Here is a 16,912-nt window from a genome sequence, read left to right as displayed (position 1 = left end):
TTACGCTGTTCCATGCGCTGCTTTGCGCGGCCGTCGTTGCGCTGCTCTACTGCATCAACGCGCACGCAGCCGCGCCGGGCATCACGGGCACGAACTTCGATCTGTCGGCCGAGGCCAACCGCATCAGCCAGCCTGACGGAGCGAGCGTCTACGCGTGGGGCTACGGCTGCCGCACCGCGCCGTCGGGCTTTTCTCCCGCCAATATTCCGGGCGCGAACTGCCCGAGCATGCAGGTGCCGGGGCCGACGCTGATCGTCAGGCAAGGCGACAAGGTCACCGTCACGTTGACGAACAACCTGCCCGAAGCGGCGGGCAATACGTCGATCCTGTTTCCGGGCTTCCAGGTCTGCGCCGCCGTATTGAATCCGGATGGCACGTGTCCAGCGACGCTCACGGGCGTGCCGGGGCTGCTCACGCGCGAGGCGACACACGGCAACAGCGTGACCTACAGCTTCATCGCGTCGACGCCGGGCACGCACAGCTATTACAGCGGCACGCAGGGCGACCTGCAGGTCGAGATGGGCCTGGCGGGCGCGATCATCGTGCTGCCGACATCGACGCCCACCACGCCCGGCGGCGCGCTCGCCGTCCCGGCTGGCTGTCGCGCGGTTCAATCGACGCTGCCCGACGGCCAGCCCGACTTTCGCAACGCGGCTGCCGCATACGACCATCCGCTGGCCTGCTACGACCGCGAGTACCTGTTCCAGTTCTCGGAGATGGACCCGCGCATCCATACGCAGGCCGAGCAGGAAGCGAGTAAGCCGTGCTCGCAGGCCACGGGTTGCATGAGCGTCGAAACCGAGCCGTACCGCCCCGCGTACTTCATGATCAATGGCCGTTCGATGCCCGACGACATGGACCCGAACTACGCGCAGCAATATCCGCATCAGCCATACAACGGCAATCCGCACATGCATCCGGGTGAACCTGTGTTGCTGCGCGTAATCGGCTCGGGTCGCTGGCAGCATCCGTTCCACGAGCACGGCAATCACGTGCGCGTGCTCGCGCGCGACGGCAATCTGCTGTTGAGCAAGACGGACGCGACGAAGCTCGCCGGGCCGCTGCTCTTTACGACGACCACGACGCCCGGCCTCGCGATGGACGGCATCTTCTACTGGACGGGCAGGGGCCTCAACTGGGACGTCTATGGACATACGGCGGGCGACGGCAGCGTCTGCGTTCCGGATGCGAACGGCTACTACACCGTCAACAGCAATCCACCCGCGCCCCCCAACGCGCCGAACTACTACGAGTGGTGCGCCGATCACAACAGGCCGCTCGAAGCGCATCCGTTCGGCAATGTCGGCAGCGGCGGCCCCGTGACCTTGCCCGATGCGCGTCTGCTGACAAACGGCCCGTGGTACGGCGGCAGTCCATACCTCGGCCCCGACGCGACGATTCGCGCGACCTCGTTCACGGGCACGACGCCGCCGAGCGGCACGATCGCGAATTCGCCGACATCGGAAGCCGGGTTCGCCTACATGTGGCATTCGCACAATGAGCGCGAGATTACGACGAACAACATCTTCCCAGGCGGAATGATGATGATGATGCTCGTCGATCCGCAGGCGTTCACGATCAACGAAGGCAATTAACGAGACGGGGAGAATCGCGATGAGATCCTGCGATTTCAAAAGGACGCTTGCCGGCCTCGTGAAGGCGGGTGTCGTGGCGTCGGTGCTGATGACGGCGAGCGCGACGGTCTGCGCGCAGAGCGTGACGCTGACCGCCAAGGCCCAGACGATTGCACTTCCCGATGGACAGGTCGTGCCGATGTGGGGCTACAACTGCTCGGCCGCGGCCGTCGCGCCCGCCACCTGTGCGGCGTCCAATTCCGGCGCGGGCTCGAACTGGTCGCCCGTCGTGATCACGACGCCACCGGGCTCGCTGACGATCAATCTCACGAATAGCCTGCCCGCGCAGTTGCCGACGTCGCTCGTGATCGTCGGGCAGCTCGGCGGCGGCCTCGGCAATACGGCGACCACGTCCCCAAGTCCCGTTCACGCGACGCAGACGGCAACGACCTGGCCGATCGCCGGCACGGGCAGCGGCGCGAGCTTCACGCCGCCGACGCAAGGACCGCGCGTGCAGTCGTTCTCGAGCGAAGTGACGACGGGCAGTTCGAGCACGCTGACCTGGAACAATCTGCGCCCCGGCACCTATCTGATCGAATCGGGCACGCACCCGTCGATCCAGGGGCCGATGGGTCTGTACGGCGTGCTCGTCGTTACAACGCCTCCCGCGCCCGGTTCGACGCAAGGGCAGGCTTACCCGGGCATCCGATACGATGCGGATCTGCCGCTGCTGCTCAGCGAAATCGACCCTGTGCAGAACCAGGCCGTCGCTACGGCCGTTGCCACGCCGGGCTTCAGCGAAGCGCGCGTGTGGTCTGGTCTCTCGGGCGGCTGTGGCGATCCCGCGTCGGCGACCTACGGAACCTGCTATCCACCCGCAGTGAACTACGACCCGCGCTACTACCTGATCAACGGTGTCGCGTTCGACCGGTCGAATGCAAATGGCTCCGCGTTCCCTGTCACGGCCCCGGCTGCAACGGCTAATTCGACGGGTCAGATTCTGCTGCGCTTCGTGAACGCCGGTTTGCGCATGCATGTGCCATCCGTTGTCGGCGCGCAAACGGGCCTGCCGCCCGTGTCCGGCTTCTCGCTGATTGCGGAGGACGGCAACGTGCTGCCCGGCAATCCGCGCGTGCAGAGCGCCGTGTTTCTGGCCGCCGGCAAAACCTACGACGTGCTGATGAACTCGGTCGCTACGGGCGCGCTCGCGTTGCCCGTGTTCGACCGTCAGTTGAGCCTGTCGACCAACAACCAGCGCGACGGCGGCATGCAGGGCTACATCAGCGTGAACGGCGGTGCGTTGCCGACCTCCGCGGCGGGCAACGCGAACGCGAAGGCTAACCCGGATTCGTATTTCCTCGTCGCGGGCAATGCGCTGACGGTCTCGGACCCGGGCAAAGGGCTGATCGCAAACGACGTGGGTGTCTACGGCGTGCAGATCAAGACGCAGCCGACGGGCGGCACGCTCACGCTGAATCCCAACGGCACCTTCACGTATGTACCGAATGCGGGCACCACATCGGATAGCTTCACCTATCAGGCAAACGGCAGCGCCGCGCTGACCGCGACGGTGACGCTTGCCGCATGCTCGGCGGGCTCGAACTGCCTGTCGGGGGCGCCCGTCGCGTCGGATGACGCGTTCAGCAGCAACATCGCGTCGCAGTTGCACATCGGTGCGCCGGGCGTGCTCGGCAACGACCGCGATCCGGCTGGGCTGCCGTTGACGGCTTCGATCGTCGGCAGTGCGTCGGGCGGCACGGTGACGCTCAACGCGGACGGCTCGTTCAACGCTGTGCCGGTCGCGGCACCCGTCGGCAACGCGACGTCGACGGTGACGTTCAAGTACAAGGCCGCAAACTCGCAAAACACGACGAGCGGGGCCGCGACTGTCACGGTGACCTTCAAGGGCGGCAGCGGTCTCGCCGTCGCGGTGAAGGACGCGAAGGCGGGCACGGCGATCAACGACTACCGCTGGATCATCGAAGAAGACCGTACATTCCAGATCGATCCCGCGTGCCAGGTGAACTCGTCGACGCGGCCCGCGACGTGTCCGCCGCTGCCCGTGCCGAGCCTCGGCACGAGCTTCCACACGAGCTACATGCCTGTCGTCGCGGCGGGATGCGTCGGCACGGTGTCGTGCGAATCGGGGCAGACCGTGTTCGACCCGGGCACGAATACGCACGTGCCCGCCGTTTGCGACATCGGCAACGGCGTGTGCCGCACGGATGCAGCCCAGCAAGCGGCCGTCGATCCATCGCAGGTCGCGCTCGATCCGACGAAGCACTACTACCTGTCGATTCTTCCTGGCGATGCGGGCAACACCTTCACGAACGGCGCGGGCGCGCCGCAGCCGGTCAATCCGAACAATCCGGACGGTCCGCAACGGCAGTTCGATATTGCGAAGGATTGTCCGTCGGGTCCGGGCGGTGCGGACTTCGCGCCCGGCACGGGCGCCTGCGGCCACGCAATGGGCGGCGCGCCGATCGCGCCCGCGCAACACGCCGTCAACGTGCTGCTTCAGCAGACCCCGCTGCAGACCGCGAAGATTTCGGTGTTCGTGTTCGAAGACGATGCACCCGTCAATGGCGAAATCGATGTGAGCGGCGGCTCGGACGGATTCGGCACCGCGCGCGAGCCGGGTCTGGGCGGCTTCGAAATCAAGCTCTTCGACGACGCTGGCGGCACGGGCGATGCCACCGGCCAGATGACCTACGACATGTTCAACATGCCGCTGTCGAATTCACTCCAAGGCACGATCGATCCGAACACCGGCCTCGACGCCTGCCCGATCACGAAAGCGGCAAACGACGGACTGGTCGGCATGATTCCGACCTGCCCGAGGTTCGAGTCGGACGGCAAGACGCTGTCGCCGCTGGTCGGCCAGGCGATCATCGCGAACCTGATGCCGGGACGTTATGGCGTCGTCGCAACGCCTGCGGCGGACCGCATCGCGAAAGGCGAGGAGTGGCTGCAAACCAATACGCTGGACGGCCAGAAAGCGCATGACGCGTTCATCAAGGTGGGCGGGCCTTCGTACTTCCAGGAGTTCGGACCCGCGGGCTTCCACGTGACGATCGGCTTCGCGAATCCGAAGATCATCAATGCGCGGCTGCCGGGCATATGCAAGGGCGTTGCGTGCAACAACGGGATCACGGGCAAAGTCACGAATCTGCACTATAGCCGTCCGCCTAACGAGAACCTCTACAGCAGCGGCTCGCGCGATTCGCTGAGCTTCACGCAATGCTATGTGAGCGTCGGCGATCCCGATCTCGAAGACGTCGCATTCACGAAGTGCAACGCGGACGGCACGTTCAGCATCAACGGCCTGCCGGATGGTCTGTTCCGCATCACGGTGTTCGACCAGTGGAACGACCAGATCGTCGACGGTCTCGCGACGGCGGTGCAACTCAAAGGCGGACAGACGCAGAACGTCGGCGATCTGGCCGTGCTGCAATGGCACACGAACCTCTACACGCGCAGCTTCATCGATACGAACGGCGATGGCGTCTCGCAGGACAGCGAGCCGGGCCTCGCGCTCGTGCCCACCAATATCCGCTTCCGCGACGGCAGCTATTCGAACTTCAACAACACGGACCTGAACGGCTATGCGTCGTTCAACGAGGTGTTCCCGCTCTTCAACTGGTACATCGCGGAGGCCGACACGACGCGCTACAAACAGACGGGCGTGCATGTCGTCTACGACGCGGGTGGCCCACCTGACGGCACGCCCGGTGGTGGGGGCTCGTCGATCGCGGCGAACTACGCGAACACGCAGGAATCGTCGACGGCGCATCTGCCGGGCGCGTTGCGCGTGCCGGGCGCGATCTACTGCAACGACGCGGACTGCAGCGACCGCACGGGCACGAATCCGTCGACAGGCCGCATCGATCCGCCGTGGGTCACGACGATGGGCTGGCAAGGCTTCTCAGGCCAGAACTCGTTCATCGAATTCGGCAAGGCGCCGTATGGGGCGAACGAGAACGGCGGCATTCATGGCGAAGTGATTTACGCATCGACGCGTCCGTTCGACGATCCCGCTCTGCTGCTCCATACGAGCTGGACGCCCGACGTGCCGAACGTGACGGTCAACCTGTACGCCGAAGGCACGGCCGCCGACGGCACGCAGAGTCTCACGCTCGTCGATACGACGAAGACCAGCAGCTGGGACGACTGGGCACAGGGTTTCCGTTCGGACGGCGTGCCCAACATGAACTGCCCGGGCCAGGAAACCACCGATCCGTTCTTCTTTACACTGAAGGACAGCTCGCAATGGCTCGACCCGCAAAAGCGAACGCTGCCCATGCACTCGCAGTTCAAGTGCTATGACGGCATGCACGCGTTCAACCAGCTGCAGCCCGCGCCGTACGACGGGATGTACCAGTTCCCGAGCGTGACGGACCGCGATCCGCAGAAGGGCACGCCGAAGGGTTCGAACTGCACGATCTGCAGCAAGCTCGCCGACGGCTCGTACATGCTGCCTGCGGGCAAGTATGTGGTCGAAATCATCGTGCCGGCGGGCTATGAACTCGTGAAGGAAGAAGACAAGAACATCCTGATCGGCGACAACTACATCGCGCCTGTCACGCAGCAGTTCGGCGGACTGGGCAACATCTTCATCCTGCCCGACCAGGCGGCTGTGAACGCGACGTACAACCGCAACAACGCGCAGAACCCGACCACCGACCTCGGCTCGCAACCGCGTCACGAAGGCGACACGGGCAGCGTCGAGACGTTCTGGCCGTGCGTCGGCGCGCTGCGTGTGGTGCCGGACTACATCAGCCTGTTCCCGGGCTCGCAGGAAGTCGCGCCGTTCGCGGGCGCTTCGCGGCACCTGTGCGACCGCAAGGAAGTCGTGCTGACCAACCAGATGTCGGCGCTCGCGAAGTTCTGGGTGTTCAGTTCGACGCACGTGGCCGCGCACTTCACCGGCTTCATGCTCGATGACTTCTCGTCGGAGTTCGATCCGTACTCTCCGCAGTTCGGCGAGAAGTTCGCGGTGCCGAACGTGCCTGTTTCGATGAAGGATTTCGCAGGCAACGAAGTGAGCCGCATCTATTCGGACCAGTGGGGCATCTTCAACGGGATGAATTATTCGACGTGGGAAGTGAACCCGCCGAACCCGACGGGCTACGCGCCGACGATGATGGTCGCCTGCATGAACGATCCCGACATGCCGGACCCCGCGCATCCGGGGCAGACGATCCGCGATCCGCTGTTCAACCCCGCGTACAGCCAGTTCTGTTATGAGATTCCGTTCATGCCGGGGCAGACGCAGTACATGGATACGCCAGTGGTGCCCGTGTCCGCGTTCGCGGACGGCTACAACCCACCCGATTGCGCGTATCCGGACGCGACGCCCGCGATCTCGTCAGTGACGGGCGACACGAGCAACGGCGGCGCGGGTCCGTGGGTGAGCCAGGCCGGCCATACGCTGACCATCAAGGCGCTGGGCGACCAGCAAGTGCCGAATCATGCCTACGGCGGTCCCGCTGCGACCACGGCGCCCTATAACCAGAAGTTCGTCTCCCGGCACTATGGCTTCGGCGCGTCGCAGGGCACAGGGACGGTGACGGTCGGCGGTGTGAATGCGCACGTGAACGCGTGGTCGGATACACAGATCAACGTCACGGTGCCGACGCTCTCAGCGAACCAGTCGAGCTGCACGATCCAGCAGCGCGGCGTCAATACGCAGACGCGCTGCGGCGAACTGGTCATCACGTCGGGCAACGGCAAGAAGTCGATCGATACCGTGACGGTGACGATCGGCGGCAAGGCGCCCGCCTATGTCGGCGGCGAGAACGGGACGAGCAACGCGATCCAGACGGCCATCGACAAGGCGACGCCGGGCGATCTGATCATCGTCGGTCCGGGCACGTACAACGAGATGTTGCTGATGTGGAAGCCCGTGCGCCTGCAGGGGGTGGGTGCGCCCGCTGTCGTCGTGAACGCCAACACGCATCCGTCGGGCAAGGTCGACCCGTGGCGCAGGCAGATCGATTGTCTGTTCGGCCTGGCGCTCAACGGCGGTGCGATTTCGTCGGGCAATGCGTACGACCCGTCGGGAACGTATGCGTGTTCTGCCGCGATGCAACGCAAGGTGGACGCGATTCCGCTCGAGCCGACGTTCGGCTGGGACAGCAACCTCAACGGCAATCTCGGCGAGCTGCTGATGGAGCCGACGCTGATGGGCGCGTACGAAGGCGCGGGCATCACGGTGCTCGCCAAGGGTGTGCGCGACGTGCGGGTCGGTGGCGTGCTGCAGCCCGATCCGAACTGCACGGCCAACGGTATCTGTACGCCGCTGACGGCCAGCAACGCGGACTGCAACACCTATTCGAGCAACTTCCTGTGCAACCCGTCGCGTGTCGACGGCATCACGTTCACGAACAGCTCGCAGGGCGGTGGCGGCATCTTCCTGCACGGCTGGAACCACTACACGGAGGTGTCGAACAACCGCGTGTTCAGCAATGCGGGCACGCTGACAGGCGGGATCACGATCGGCCAGGTCGAAGTGCCCGACGGCACGATCGCCAACGATGGCTTCACGCAGGAGCCGTTCGCGTACAACACGCATGTCAACGTGCACCACAACTCGGTGACGTCGAATGCGTCGTACGGCGACGAGATCAACTCGACGACGCCTTCATCGGCAGCGGGTGTGACCTTCTGCTCGGGAGCGGACAACTATCACTTCAACTACAACTGGGTCTGCGGCAACATGAGTAGCGGGGATGGCGGCGGTGTCGCGCATTTCGGCTTCAGCTACAACGGCGACCTGTCGCACAACTGGATCCTGTTCAACCAGAGCAACAACCCGACGCTGCCAACCTACGGCGGCGGGCTGATCGCCCAGGGCGTGCCGCCCGACGGCACGTTCTGCGAGAACTCGCCGACCGATATCGACTGCGCGCCGCAGCTCTCCGATGGTGTCGGGCCGGGTCTCGTGATCGACGGCAACCTGATCGTCGGCAATACGGCCGAAAGCGGCAAGGGCGGCGGCCTGCGTCTGCAGAACATCAATGGCACGGACGTGCAGCGCAGCCCGCGCAATCGCAACCGCTGGTACGAGGTGAGCGTGGTCAACAACATCATCGCGAACAACGTGGCGGGCTGGTCGGGCGGCGGCGTGTCGGTGCAGGATGCCGTGCGCGTGAACTTCATCAACAACACGGTGATCTCGAACGACTCCACGGCATCGGCGGGCGTGCTGTTCAACACGGCGCTCGCTGCGCAGGCCAATGTCGGTCCGCCGAACTGCACGACGGTCGGCTCGCAAACGACGTGCAGCCCGATCACGACGTCGACGATGCAGCCTTCCGGCCTCGAAACCGCGAAGCATACGCAGAACTTCCTGACGGCGTTCACGGCGGGCGGCGCGGGCTGTCCTGCAGGCGAGGACTGCAGCCACTACTCGTTCCCTGTGGTGAAAAACGACGTGTTCTGGCAGAACCGCACGTTCTATATCACTGTGGGCGGGCTGAACCCGAACATCCCGGGATTGCAGAATACCGTCGCGCTGAACCCGACGTTGAACCAGGCGGGTCATCAGACGGGCTACTGCGATCCGAATGCCGTGTACTGGGATCTCGGCGCCTATGGCGATACGAAGCCTTCGGATCACTCGTCGGGCATGAGGCTCGCTCCGCAGTACTCGATCATCACGGATGCAGGTGACTATCCGAACGCGCACAACAGCTCGGCGAATCCGAACGTGGTGAGCCAGTACTGCAACGGCGCGCGCGTGCCGCCCGAAGGCGGCGGCAACGGCTTCGCGGTGCCGCCCGGGATTGCGGATACCGTGCTGCCCAATCCGCTGTTCGGTCTGCTGCCGTCGGCGACGCCGGATGAAGGCAACCAGTGGATCAACATGTCGTACGGGCCGCTGTCGCTGTTCAACATGACGGTGAGTTCGGGCAGCACGAACTATGGCGTGCCGCTCGGCAACTACTCGATCAAGACAGGTTCGCCTGCCGTCAATGCGGGCACGAATGCGGGTGCACCGAATCACGACTTCTTCGGCACGCAGCGTCCGCAGAGCGGCAGCTACGACATCGGCGCGGTGGAGTTGCCACGCACGGGGCTGTTCGCAGGCGGCAACCTGCCTTTCGCGCCGGGCGCGCTGCTCGATATGCTCAATCAGGTGCTGGGCAATGGGGCAACGGGACCGGCAGGTCCGCAGGCAAATGCACCTTCGACGGGAGCGGTGCAATGAGGCGCGTAGTCACAGCGACGACGTGGGTCTGCTGTGCCGCATTGCCGGCGATGCCGGCAGCGGCGCAGCAGGCACAGCAGGTGGCAACGCATGGCGGTGCGCCGCACGCGTCGCGCTATGAGCCAATGAAGCTGCCCGCGCACGCGCGCACCTTTTATCAGTCAGTGCGGGGCGTCGACAATCTGAGCGTCCGTCGCACTGCGTCGGGCAATCTTCTGCGCTTCAGTTACCGCGTGACGGACCCGGCGCTTGCCAAGCTGCTCGGCGACAAGAGCACGACGCCTTATCTGTATGGCGAGGCCAATCATGTGCTGCTCGAAGTGCCCGTGATGGACAACATCGGCCAGTTGCGGCAGACGGGCGCGCTCGAGGTCGGCCAGCAATACTGGATGGTGTTTTCCAACAAGGGCAATCTGGTGAAGGCGGGGGACCGCGTCAACGTACTGATCGGCTCGTTCCATATCGATGGGCTGGTCGTTCAATAACGCGTATGCGCGGCACGACATTGAGGAGATCGACATGAACCGGGGCTTTCGGATGATTGTTTCGATGACGGGCGTAGTGGCCGCGAGTTTCGCTACGCATGCCCCGCTGGCAGCGGGCGGCGGCGGGATGAGCGCGGCGCAGGTTGTCGAGCGCAACGTGGCCGCGCGCGGCGGCCTGCAGGCATGGCGTGCCGTCAACACGATGACGTTGAGCGGACAGATCGACGTGGGCGGCACGAAGCCCGTCAAGCTGCCGTATGTGATGACGATGAAGCGGCCGCACAAGAGCCGCTTCGAACTGAACTTCGACAACCAGATTGCCTTCCAGGTCTACGACGGCAGCCAGGGGTGGAAGGTGCGTCCATTCCTCGGCCGCAATGTCGCAGAACCCTATACGCCTGCCGAAGCGAAATCGGCGGCGGAAACGGCCGATCTCGACGGGCCGCTGGTCGACTATGCTGCCAAGGGCAGTCAGGTCGCGTTGCAGGGTATGGAGACGATCGACGGGCACCGCGCCTACAAACTCCTGCTGACCACGAAAGATCACGCGCAACGGCATGTGTGGATCGACGCGTCGAGCTTTCTCGAAGTCAAGGTCGAAGGCGATCCGCGCAAGCTCGATGGACGCATGCATGTCGTTTCCGTCTACTACCGCGATTACCGGCGCGAGGGCGGATTGATGGTGCCGCATCTGCTCGAGACGCAGGTGACGGGCGTGAAGCAGAAGCATCAGATGACGATCCAGCATGTCACGGTGAACCAGCCCGCCGACGACGCGCTCTTCGCGAAGCCGCAATTGCCCGCGCAACCGCAATCCGCGCCCGCCAGGGTCGCCGCGAAATGACGCCACGTCGATGAGGTCACGATCATGAAACGCATCGCCTCATGGTTGCTGGCGGGCTGTGTGTCCGCGCTCGCATGGGCGCAGATGCCCGCCGCCGGGCAGCCGCTTACGGTCGACGAGATCATCGCGAAGAACGAGGCCGCGCGCGGCGGCGTGGACGCGTGGCGCAAGGTCCGCACGATGATCTGGATGGGGCATGTCGAAAGCGCGAACGCGCCGACGCCGAATGCGCCGTTCGTGCTGGCGCTGCAGCGGCCCAACAGCACGCGCTTCGAGATCACGGCGATGAACCAGCGGATCGTGCGCGTGTTCGACGGCAAGGAAGGGTGGAAGATACGGCCGTCGTCGGGCGGCGCGCCCGATGTGCAGCCCTACACGCCCACAGAAGTCCGTTATGCACGCGATGAACAGGTAATCGACGGCCCGCTGCTCGACCACGCGGCGAAGGGCATTGCCGTATCGCTCGACGGCATGGATGCCATCGAAGGAAAGGACGCTTACCGGCTTGCCGTCACGCTGCCGTCGGGCGCGCATCGTCATGTATGGGTCGACGCCGCGTCGTTTCTCGACGTCAGGTACGATCGCGAAGCGCCGGGTCTGTCGGGCGCGCCTGTGAAGATCGAGGTGACGTATCGCGACTATCGCGAGATCGAGGGCGTGCAGGTACCGTTCGCGATCGAAAGCGGCGTGGCGGGCGCGGCGAAGAAGGACCGGCTCGTGCTCGAGCGGGTGTCGCTGAATCCGCCGCTCGACGACGCGATGTTCGTCAGGCCGATGGTGCCGGGGCGGCGCGCATCGGTGGCCGTCGGCGCGGGTGGTATGCAGGCGCCGCGTTCCGCATTTGGCCCGGCGCAGTAACGATCATGCCCGGCCTCGTCGCAATGGCCACTGTGTTTCCACGGCGGCTGCTCTTTGCGAGTGCGTTGGCCGCCGTGTTGCTGGTGTCCGCGCATCACGCGCTCGGAGCGCCGCCCGTCGACGCCGGCGCAGCGATCTTTCGCGACGGCATCGCCGGCGACGGCCGCCCCGTCGAAGCGACGCATCAGGGGCAACTCGCGATGCGAGGCGCAACGGCCGCCTGCATGAATTGCCATCGACGCAGCGGGCTTGGCGCGAAGGAGGGCAACACGGTCATTCCGCCCATTGCCGCGCAGTATCTGTTTCATCCGCCCGCGAAAAACCCGGATGAATTGACGGTGCCGTTCATCGACGGCATGCGCACCAGTCGCGAACCGTACACGGAAGCGACGCTCGCGCGCGCGATCCGCGAAGGCATCGATTCCGAAGGCAAGCCGCTCGGCTATCTGATGCCGCAATTCGATCTGAGCGACGCGGACATGCATGCGCTCATCGGCTATCTGAAGACGCTCGACAGGCGCAGGGCGCTCGGCGTCACCGACACCGTGCTGCACTTCGCAACGATCATCACGCCCGACGCCGACCCCGTGAAGCGGCGCGGCATGCTCGATGTGCTCGAACATTACTTTGCCGACAAGAACGCTGCGCCGTTGGGCGCGACGCCCGCGTTGCGCTCGTCGCGCAAGATGATGTTCATGGTCAACAGGCGCTGGGAACTGCATGTATGGGAACTCCACGGGCCGCCGGAGACGTGGCAGGCGCAGTTGCGGCAGTATCTTGCGAAGCAGCCGGTGTTCGCCGTGCTGTCGGGACTCGGCGGCGGGAACTGGGCGCCTGTCCACGATTTCTGCGAGCGCGAACAGGTGCCGTGTCTGTTTCCGAACGTCGAGGTGCCTGTCGAAAGCGAACACGACTTTTATTCGATGTATTTCTCGCGTGGCGTGCTGCTCGAAGCGGAACTGATTGCGAAACGAATTCGCGAGCCCGCCAGTTCTGCTTCGGCTCGACCGGTCAAAACAGTGCTGCAGGTTTATCGCGCGGGCGATAGCGGCGAGGCCGCGGCGCAGGCGCTTGCCGCAAACTTGAAGAAGCAGGGCATCGCCGTCGAGAATCACGCGATGCCCGCGAACGCGCGCGTCGCGGCGGCGCTGCGAGGCGCGTCGCACGCGGATGTGCTGGTGCTATGGCTCAGGCCGCCCGACATCGCCGCGCTCGGCGACGCGCCGGCTGCCTCGGTGGCCGTGTATGTGTCCGGGCTGATGGGCGGGCTCGACCGCGTACCCCTGCCTGCGCACTGGCGCGACAACGCACGGCTCGCGTATCCCGTCGATCTGCCGCAAGGTCGGCGCGTGCGCGTCGACTATGCGTTTGGATGGTTCGCAATACGCCATATTCCCGTCGTCGACGAGCGTGTGCAGGCCGATACCTATCTGGCGTGCGGGCTGCTGGCCGAAACGTTGAGCCATATGGTCGATGCGTTCGTGCGCGACTACCTCGTCGAACGTATCGACGACATGCTCGAACATCGCATTCTCACCGGCTACTATCCGCGCCTCACGCTCGCACCGGGTCAGCGTTATGCATCGAAGGGCGGGTACATCGTGCGATTCGCAGAGCCGGACAGACTGCGCGTGGTCGCGGACAGCGACTGGATCGTGCCGTAGCGCGAGGCGCTGAATGCGCGCTATTCGAAGTGATCAACTCAACTGCTCGCAGGCAGCAAGCGCCGGTATTTATCGAGCACGCGCGGCACATACGAACGCGTTTCGGGGAACGACGGAATCCTGTAGCCCGCGCGTATCACCGCATTCTCGCCGGCGTTGTACGCGGCGAGCGCCAGTTCCATATCGTCCTTGAAGAGATCGAGCAAAAAGCGCAGATAGCGGGCGCCCGCAAGCACGTTGTCGCGCGGATTGAACATGTCGCCATCGGAGAAGCGGCGAGCCGTGTCCGGCATGAGTTGCATGAGGCCTAGTGCCCCTTTGTCGGAGACGGCGTTTGGGTTGTAGCGTGATTCGACGTCGATAACCGCGCGCAAGAGTTCGGGCTGTAGATGGAAGGTTTCGCTGGCCTCGACGATCATGGGTTCGAATTGCGAGGCATCGGCATGCGTCGATTGCACGGGTTGTTTCGCGCGGCCAGGTGACGGCGGCGACGCGACGATCACCGACATGCCCGTCTTGCCCGGCATATCGGTCAGCACGATTACGCCCGTGCTGTCGACCTTGCCGAAAATATCGGCGTGTGCGGACCGGGCCAGAACCAGACCGAGCACGATGGCGGACAGAACGGATGGCGCGGAGGCTGTAGGTGCCCGTCGGGTCGCTGCGTGCACGCGCATGATGGATCTCCGCTCGTGCTTTGATTGTGGTGCGCGGTCCAGAACGCGGCAATGGGGCGATCTCCCCTTTTTCTGAGGCGAATGCGGAGGGCTTTCACCCACTGTACAGAAACGTTACAGGTGAGGCGGCTGCGGCAAGGGCGAATTCGTCGGGTGTTTTGGCGCGCAGGCACGCGCAAAGAAGGAAACGCAAAGCGGAGCATGCCGTGTGGGTGAAAACTGCCGCATAACTGGCATCTCACTGCTGAACGGAACTTTTTCCGAAATATTACGGGCGCGTGAAACGGAAAGAAACCGATCAGGAATGAAACATTTTTGCGTGCAAAAATTACCGATCTTTGACAGTTTTCAAATGGTCGGGCACGCCTACAGGTTTTGCGAGGATGGCAAGCTCCTTGCTCGTTCTGAGCCGGGCGCAGGCCTGGCAGGGTTTTGCCGCCATGCGTTAGCATAACGAAATATATACGTAATGTTCAAGAAAGTAACAATCGAAAGAAGAAGAATTTTGTGCTCGCCATGTTATGGCACGCACACTTACGACACGAGGAGCCGACCGTGAACATCAAACATCGCGTGATCATCGCAGAGGACCACGACCTGCTGCGCAACGGGTTGCGTTCGATGCTGTCGGCGCAAAGCGAATACGAAGTAGTGGGCGAGGCGCGTGACGGGAAGGAGGCGTGTCAGCTCGCCATGTCGCTGGCACCCGACCTGATCCTGATGGATCTGTCGATGCGCGGCATGAACGGCATCGACGCGACGGCGGCGATCAAGCGTCGCTCGCCGCTCGTGCACATCATCGCGTTGACCGTGCATCAGAGCGAGGAATATGTGCGCGAGGCGTTGCGCGCGGGTGTCGACGGTTACGTGCTGAAGGATGTGTCGTTCGACGAACTGCTTTTCGCGATGCGCACTGTCATGCAGGGCAAGAAGCATTTGAGCGCGGACGTCTATGGCTTCATGGTCGATTCGTTCGTGACGGGGCGCGAGATCGCGGCGCCGAAGAAAGCATGGGACCTGTTGACGGCCCGCGAACGCAGCGTGTTGAAGCTGATTGCGGAAGGGCGGACCAACCGGCAGGTGGGCCAGTATCTGAACCTGAGTCCGAAGACGATCGAGAAGTATCGCGCGAGCGTGATGCATAAGCTTGCGATCGAGAACGTGACGGAACTCGTGCTTGCGGCGATCAGCATGGGCCTGCTGACTTCACTCGCGTCGAAATGCGCGGAGCCGGAGACGGACGACGGGCTGTATCGCTTGCCCGTTGCAGGCGCGCAGGTTGACGGCGCGGCGGGCGAAGCGGAGAACGGCGCGTTGCCGCACATGAGCGGCACGGCGGCGGGCTAGCCGGAGCATGCGTGCGCGCCGCGCGGCATGTCACGCGAGGCGCTACAGAGGCCAGCATGCCGAGACTTCGGTGCCGTCGCCCAGAATTGCACTCACGGCGAACGTGCCGCCTTGTGTTTCGACGCGATGCTGCATGCCCGTCAGACCCAGGCCGTTCGAGCGGGCGTCGTCCGTGCGAAGTGGGCGTGCCTCGTAGCCAGTTCCATTGTCGCGTATGGTCAGCAGCAGATGCGATGCATTGCGCTGCAAGTCGACGCGAATCTCCGAAGCAGCAGCATGCTTGACGATGTTATTGAGTGCTTCCTGCACCACGCGAAAGATATCCGCCTTTAGATGGTCGGGGATTTCGCCGTCTTCGATGCCGCATGAAAACATCACTCGCAGCGTTTCGATGCTTTGCCCGACGCGCCGGCAGAGCGCGCTCAACGCGGCGGGCAGGCCGAGGCGCTCCAGCGCGAGTGGCCTCAGCTCTCCGCATATCTGCCGCATTTCGCCGATCGTGTCGCGTATCTGCAGGACGGTTGCATCGAGCAGTTGTGCAGCGTCGTCGGCCTGGCCGCGCCGCAAACGCATGCGCGCGTCTTCCACCATCAGCTTGATCAACGTCAGCGCCTGACCCATGCCGTCGTGAAGCTCGGCGGCAAGACGCTCGCGTTCGCGCTGCTGGCCCATCATGAGCCAGGTTGCCGGTTTGCGCGCGTCGTCGGCAGGTGGCTGAGCGCTTTGGGACTTCTCGCTTCCCAGCGACGCGAGCGGCTCGGCGAGCAACATCAGCCGGAGTAGCGCGCCGCCTTGGCTCGGTGCAAAAGTCTGCTGGTACACATGCAATGGCATTCGATGGCCGGTTCGGCCCGTGAGCGTGACGTCGAATGTGCGGAACACGTGGTCTGCGCTGTCGCGCAGCTGCTGTTCGACGGCCGCGTGATCTTCTTCATGCGCGAGGTCCGCGAGACGCTTGCCGGCGAGATCGGCACTCGCATAGCCGAGCAGCGCGGCGGCGCTGCGATTCATGCTGACGATCGCGCCTTCGGCGGTCGTCAAGGCGAGCGCGGCGCCGCGCGCGTCGCTGATGTGCGCTGTCTGCTGCGTGTCGCGCATGGCGTTGCCCAGCTTGCGCATCGCGTCGATCAGATCACGCAGCTTGACGGGCGGTTCAGGCGACGTAGTGGCATGCATGGGCGCTCCCGTCTGGTTGACCCGAAAACTCTGAAGCCGCTGTGGGATTGTAGGCCGCGCGCCGCGCGCGCGGCA

The 16,912-nt window shown here is 64.2% G+C and carries 9 protein-coding genes; 7 read left to right on the top strand and 2 right to left on the bottom strand.

Annotation, left to right across the window (positions count from 1 at the left end; translation table 11 throughout):
• Positions 1–5: 5 nt before the first annotated feature.
• Genes SB822_RS14675 through SB822_RS14650 form a run of 6 tightly spaced genes read left to right on the top strand, consistent with a single transcriptional unit; the run spans position 6 to position 13,637 of the window.
• The gene (locus SB822_RS14675; RefSeq protein ID WP_410855082.1) at positions 6–1,595 is read left to right on the top strand and encodes a multicopper oxidase domain-containing protein; all 1,590 of its coding nucleotides are present in this window, start codon (positions 6–8) and stop codon (positions 1,593–1,595) included.
• Positions 1,596–1,614: 19 nt separating this feature from the next.
• A complete protein-coding gene (locus SB822_RS14670) occupies positions 1,615–9,786 on the top strand; it encodes an Ig-like domain-containing protein (RefSeq protein WP_410855016.1) in 8,172 nt (2,723 codons plus the stop codon).
• Positions 9,783–10,271, top strand: a complete 489-nt coding sequence (locus SB822_RS14665) for a hypothetical protein (RefSeq protein ID WP_410855015.1) — start codon at positions 9,783–9,785, stop codon at positions 10,269–10,271. Before SB822_RS14670 ends, SB822_RS14665 begins: the two co-directional genes overlap by 4 nt.
• A 34-nt stretch (positions 10,272–10,305) precedes the next feature.
• Positions 10,306–11,115 (top strand): outer membrane lipoprotein-sorting protein, encoded by an 810-nt coding sequence (locus tag SB822_RS14660; RefSeq protein WP_410855014.1) that lies wholly within the window; start codon positions 10,306–10,308, stop codon positions 11,113–11,115.
• Positions 11,116–11,139: 24 nt separating this feature from the next.
• Positions 11,140–11,973 (top strand): hypothetical protein, encoded by an 834-nt coding sequence (locus SB822_RS14655; RefSeq protein ID WP_410855013.1) that lies wholly within the window; start codon positions 11,140–11,142, stop codon positions 11,971–11,973.
• Between the two features lie 5 nt (positions 11,974–11,978).
• Entirely contained in the window at positions 11,979–13,637 is a 1,659-nt protein-coding gene (locus SB822_RS14650) for a c-type cytochrome (protein ID WP_410855012.1), read from the top strand.
• Positions 13,638–13,675: 38 nt separating this feature from the next.
• On the opposite strand, the gene SB822_RS14645 is transcribed toward SB822_RS14650, so the two are convergent.
• Entirely contained in the window at positions 13,676–14,314 is a 639-nt protein-coding gene (locus SB822_RS14645) for a lytic transglycosylase domain-containing protein (RefSeq protein WP_410855011.1), read from the bottom strand.
• Positions 14,315–14,869: 555 nt separating this feature from the next.
• On the opposite strand from SB822_RS14645, the gene SB822_RS14640 reads away from it, so the two are divergent.
• On the top strand, positions 14,870–15,661 hold the full coding sequence (locus SB822_RS14640) for a response regulator (protein WP_007736971.1): 792 nt from the start codon (positions 14,870–14,872) through the stop codon (positions 15,659–15,661).
• A gap of 42 nt (positions 15,662–15,703) precedes the next feature.
• Here the strand turns inward: SB822_RS14640 and SB822_RS14635 are convergent, their stop codons facing one another.
• Positions 15,704–16,837, bottom strand: a complete 1,134-nt coding sequence (locus SB822_RS14635; protein ID WP_410855010.1) for an ATP-binding protein — start codon at positions 16,835–16,837, stop codon at positions 15,704–15,706.
• Positions 16,838–16,912 lie beyond the last annotated feature (75 nt).

The organism is Paraburkholderia sp. SIMBA_054, from assembly GCF_046534875.1.
GTDB classification, from domain to species: Bacteria; Pseudomonadota; Gammaproteobacteria; order Burkholderiales; family Burkholderiaceae; genus Paraburkholderia; species Paraburkholderia hospita.
The sequence above is the reverse complement of the archived record's forward strand: the minus strand, read 5'-3'. Positions and strand labels throughout refer to the sequence as shown.

Bases quoted from the DNA above. Each gene is read 5' to 3' on its own strand.
- SB822_RS14670 (WP_410855016.1), top strand. From the start codon at position 1,615: ATGAGATCCTGCGATTTCAAAAGGACGCTTGCCGGCCTCGTGAAGGCG.
- SB822_RS14655 (WP_410855013.1), top strand. From the start codon at position 11,140: ATGAAACGCATCGCCTCATGGTTGCTGGCGGGCTGTGTGTCCGCGCTC.
- SB822_RS14645 (WP_410855011.1), bottom strand. From the start codon at position 14,314: ATGCGCGTGCACGCAGCGACCCGACGGGCACCTACAGCCTCCGCGCCA.
- SB822_RS14635 (WP_410855010.1), bottom strand. From the start codon at position 16,837: ATGCATGCCACTACGTCGCCTGAACCGCCCGTCAAGCTGCGTGATCTG.
- SB822_RS14650 (WP_410855012.1), top strand. From the start codon at position 11,979: ATGCCCGGCCTCGTCGCAATGGCCACTGTGTTTCCACGGCGGCTGCTC.
- SB822_RS14665 (WP_410855015.1), top strand. From the start codon at position 9,783: ATGAGGCGCGTAGTCACAGCGACGACGTGGGTCTGCTGTGCCGCATTG.
- SB822_RS14660 (WP_410855014.1), top strand. From the start codon at position 10,306: ATGAACCGGGGCTTTCGGATGATTGTTTCGATGACGGGCGTAGTGGCC.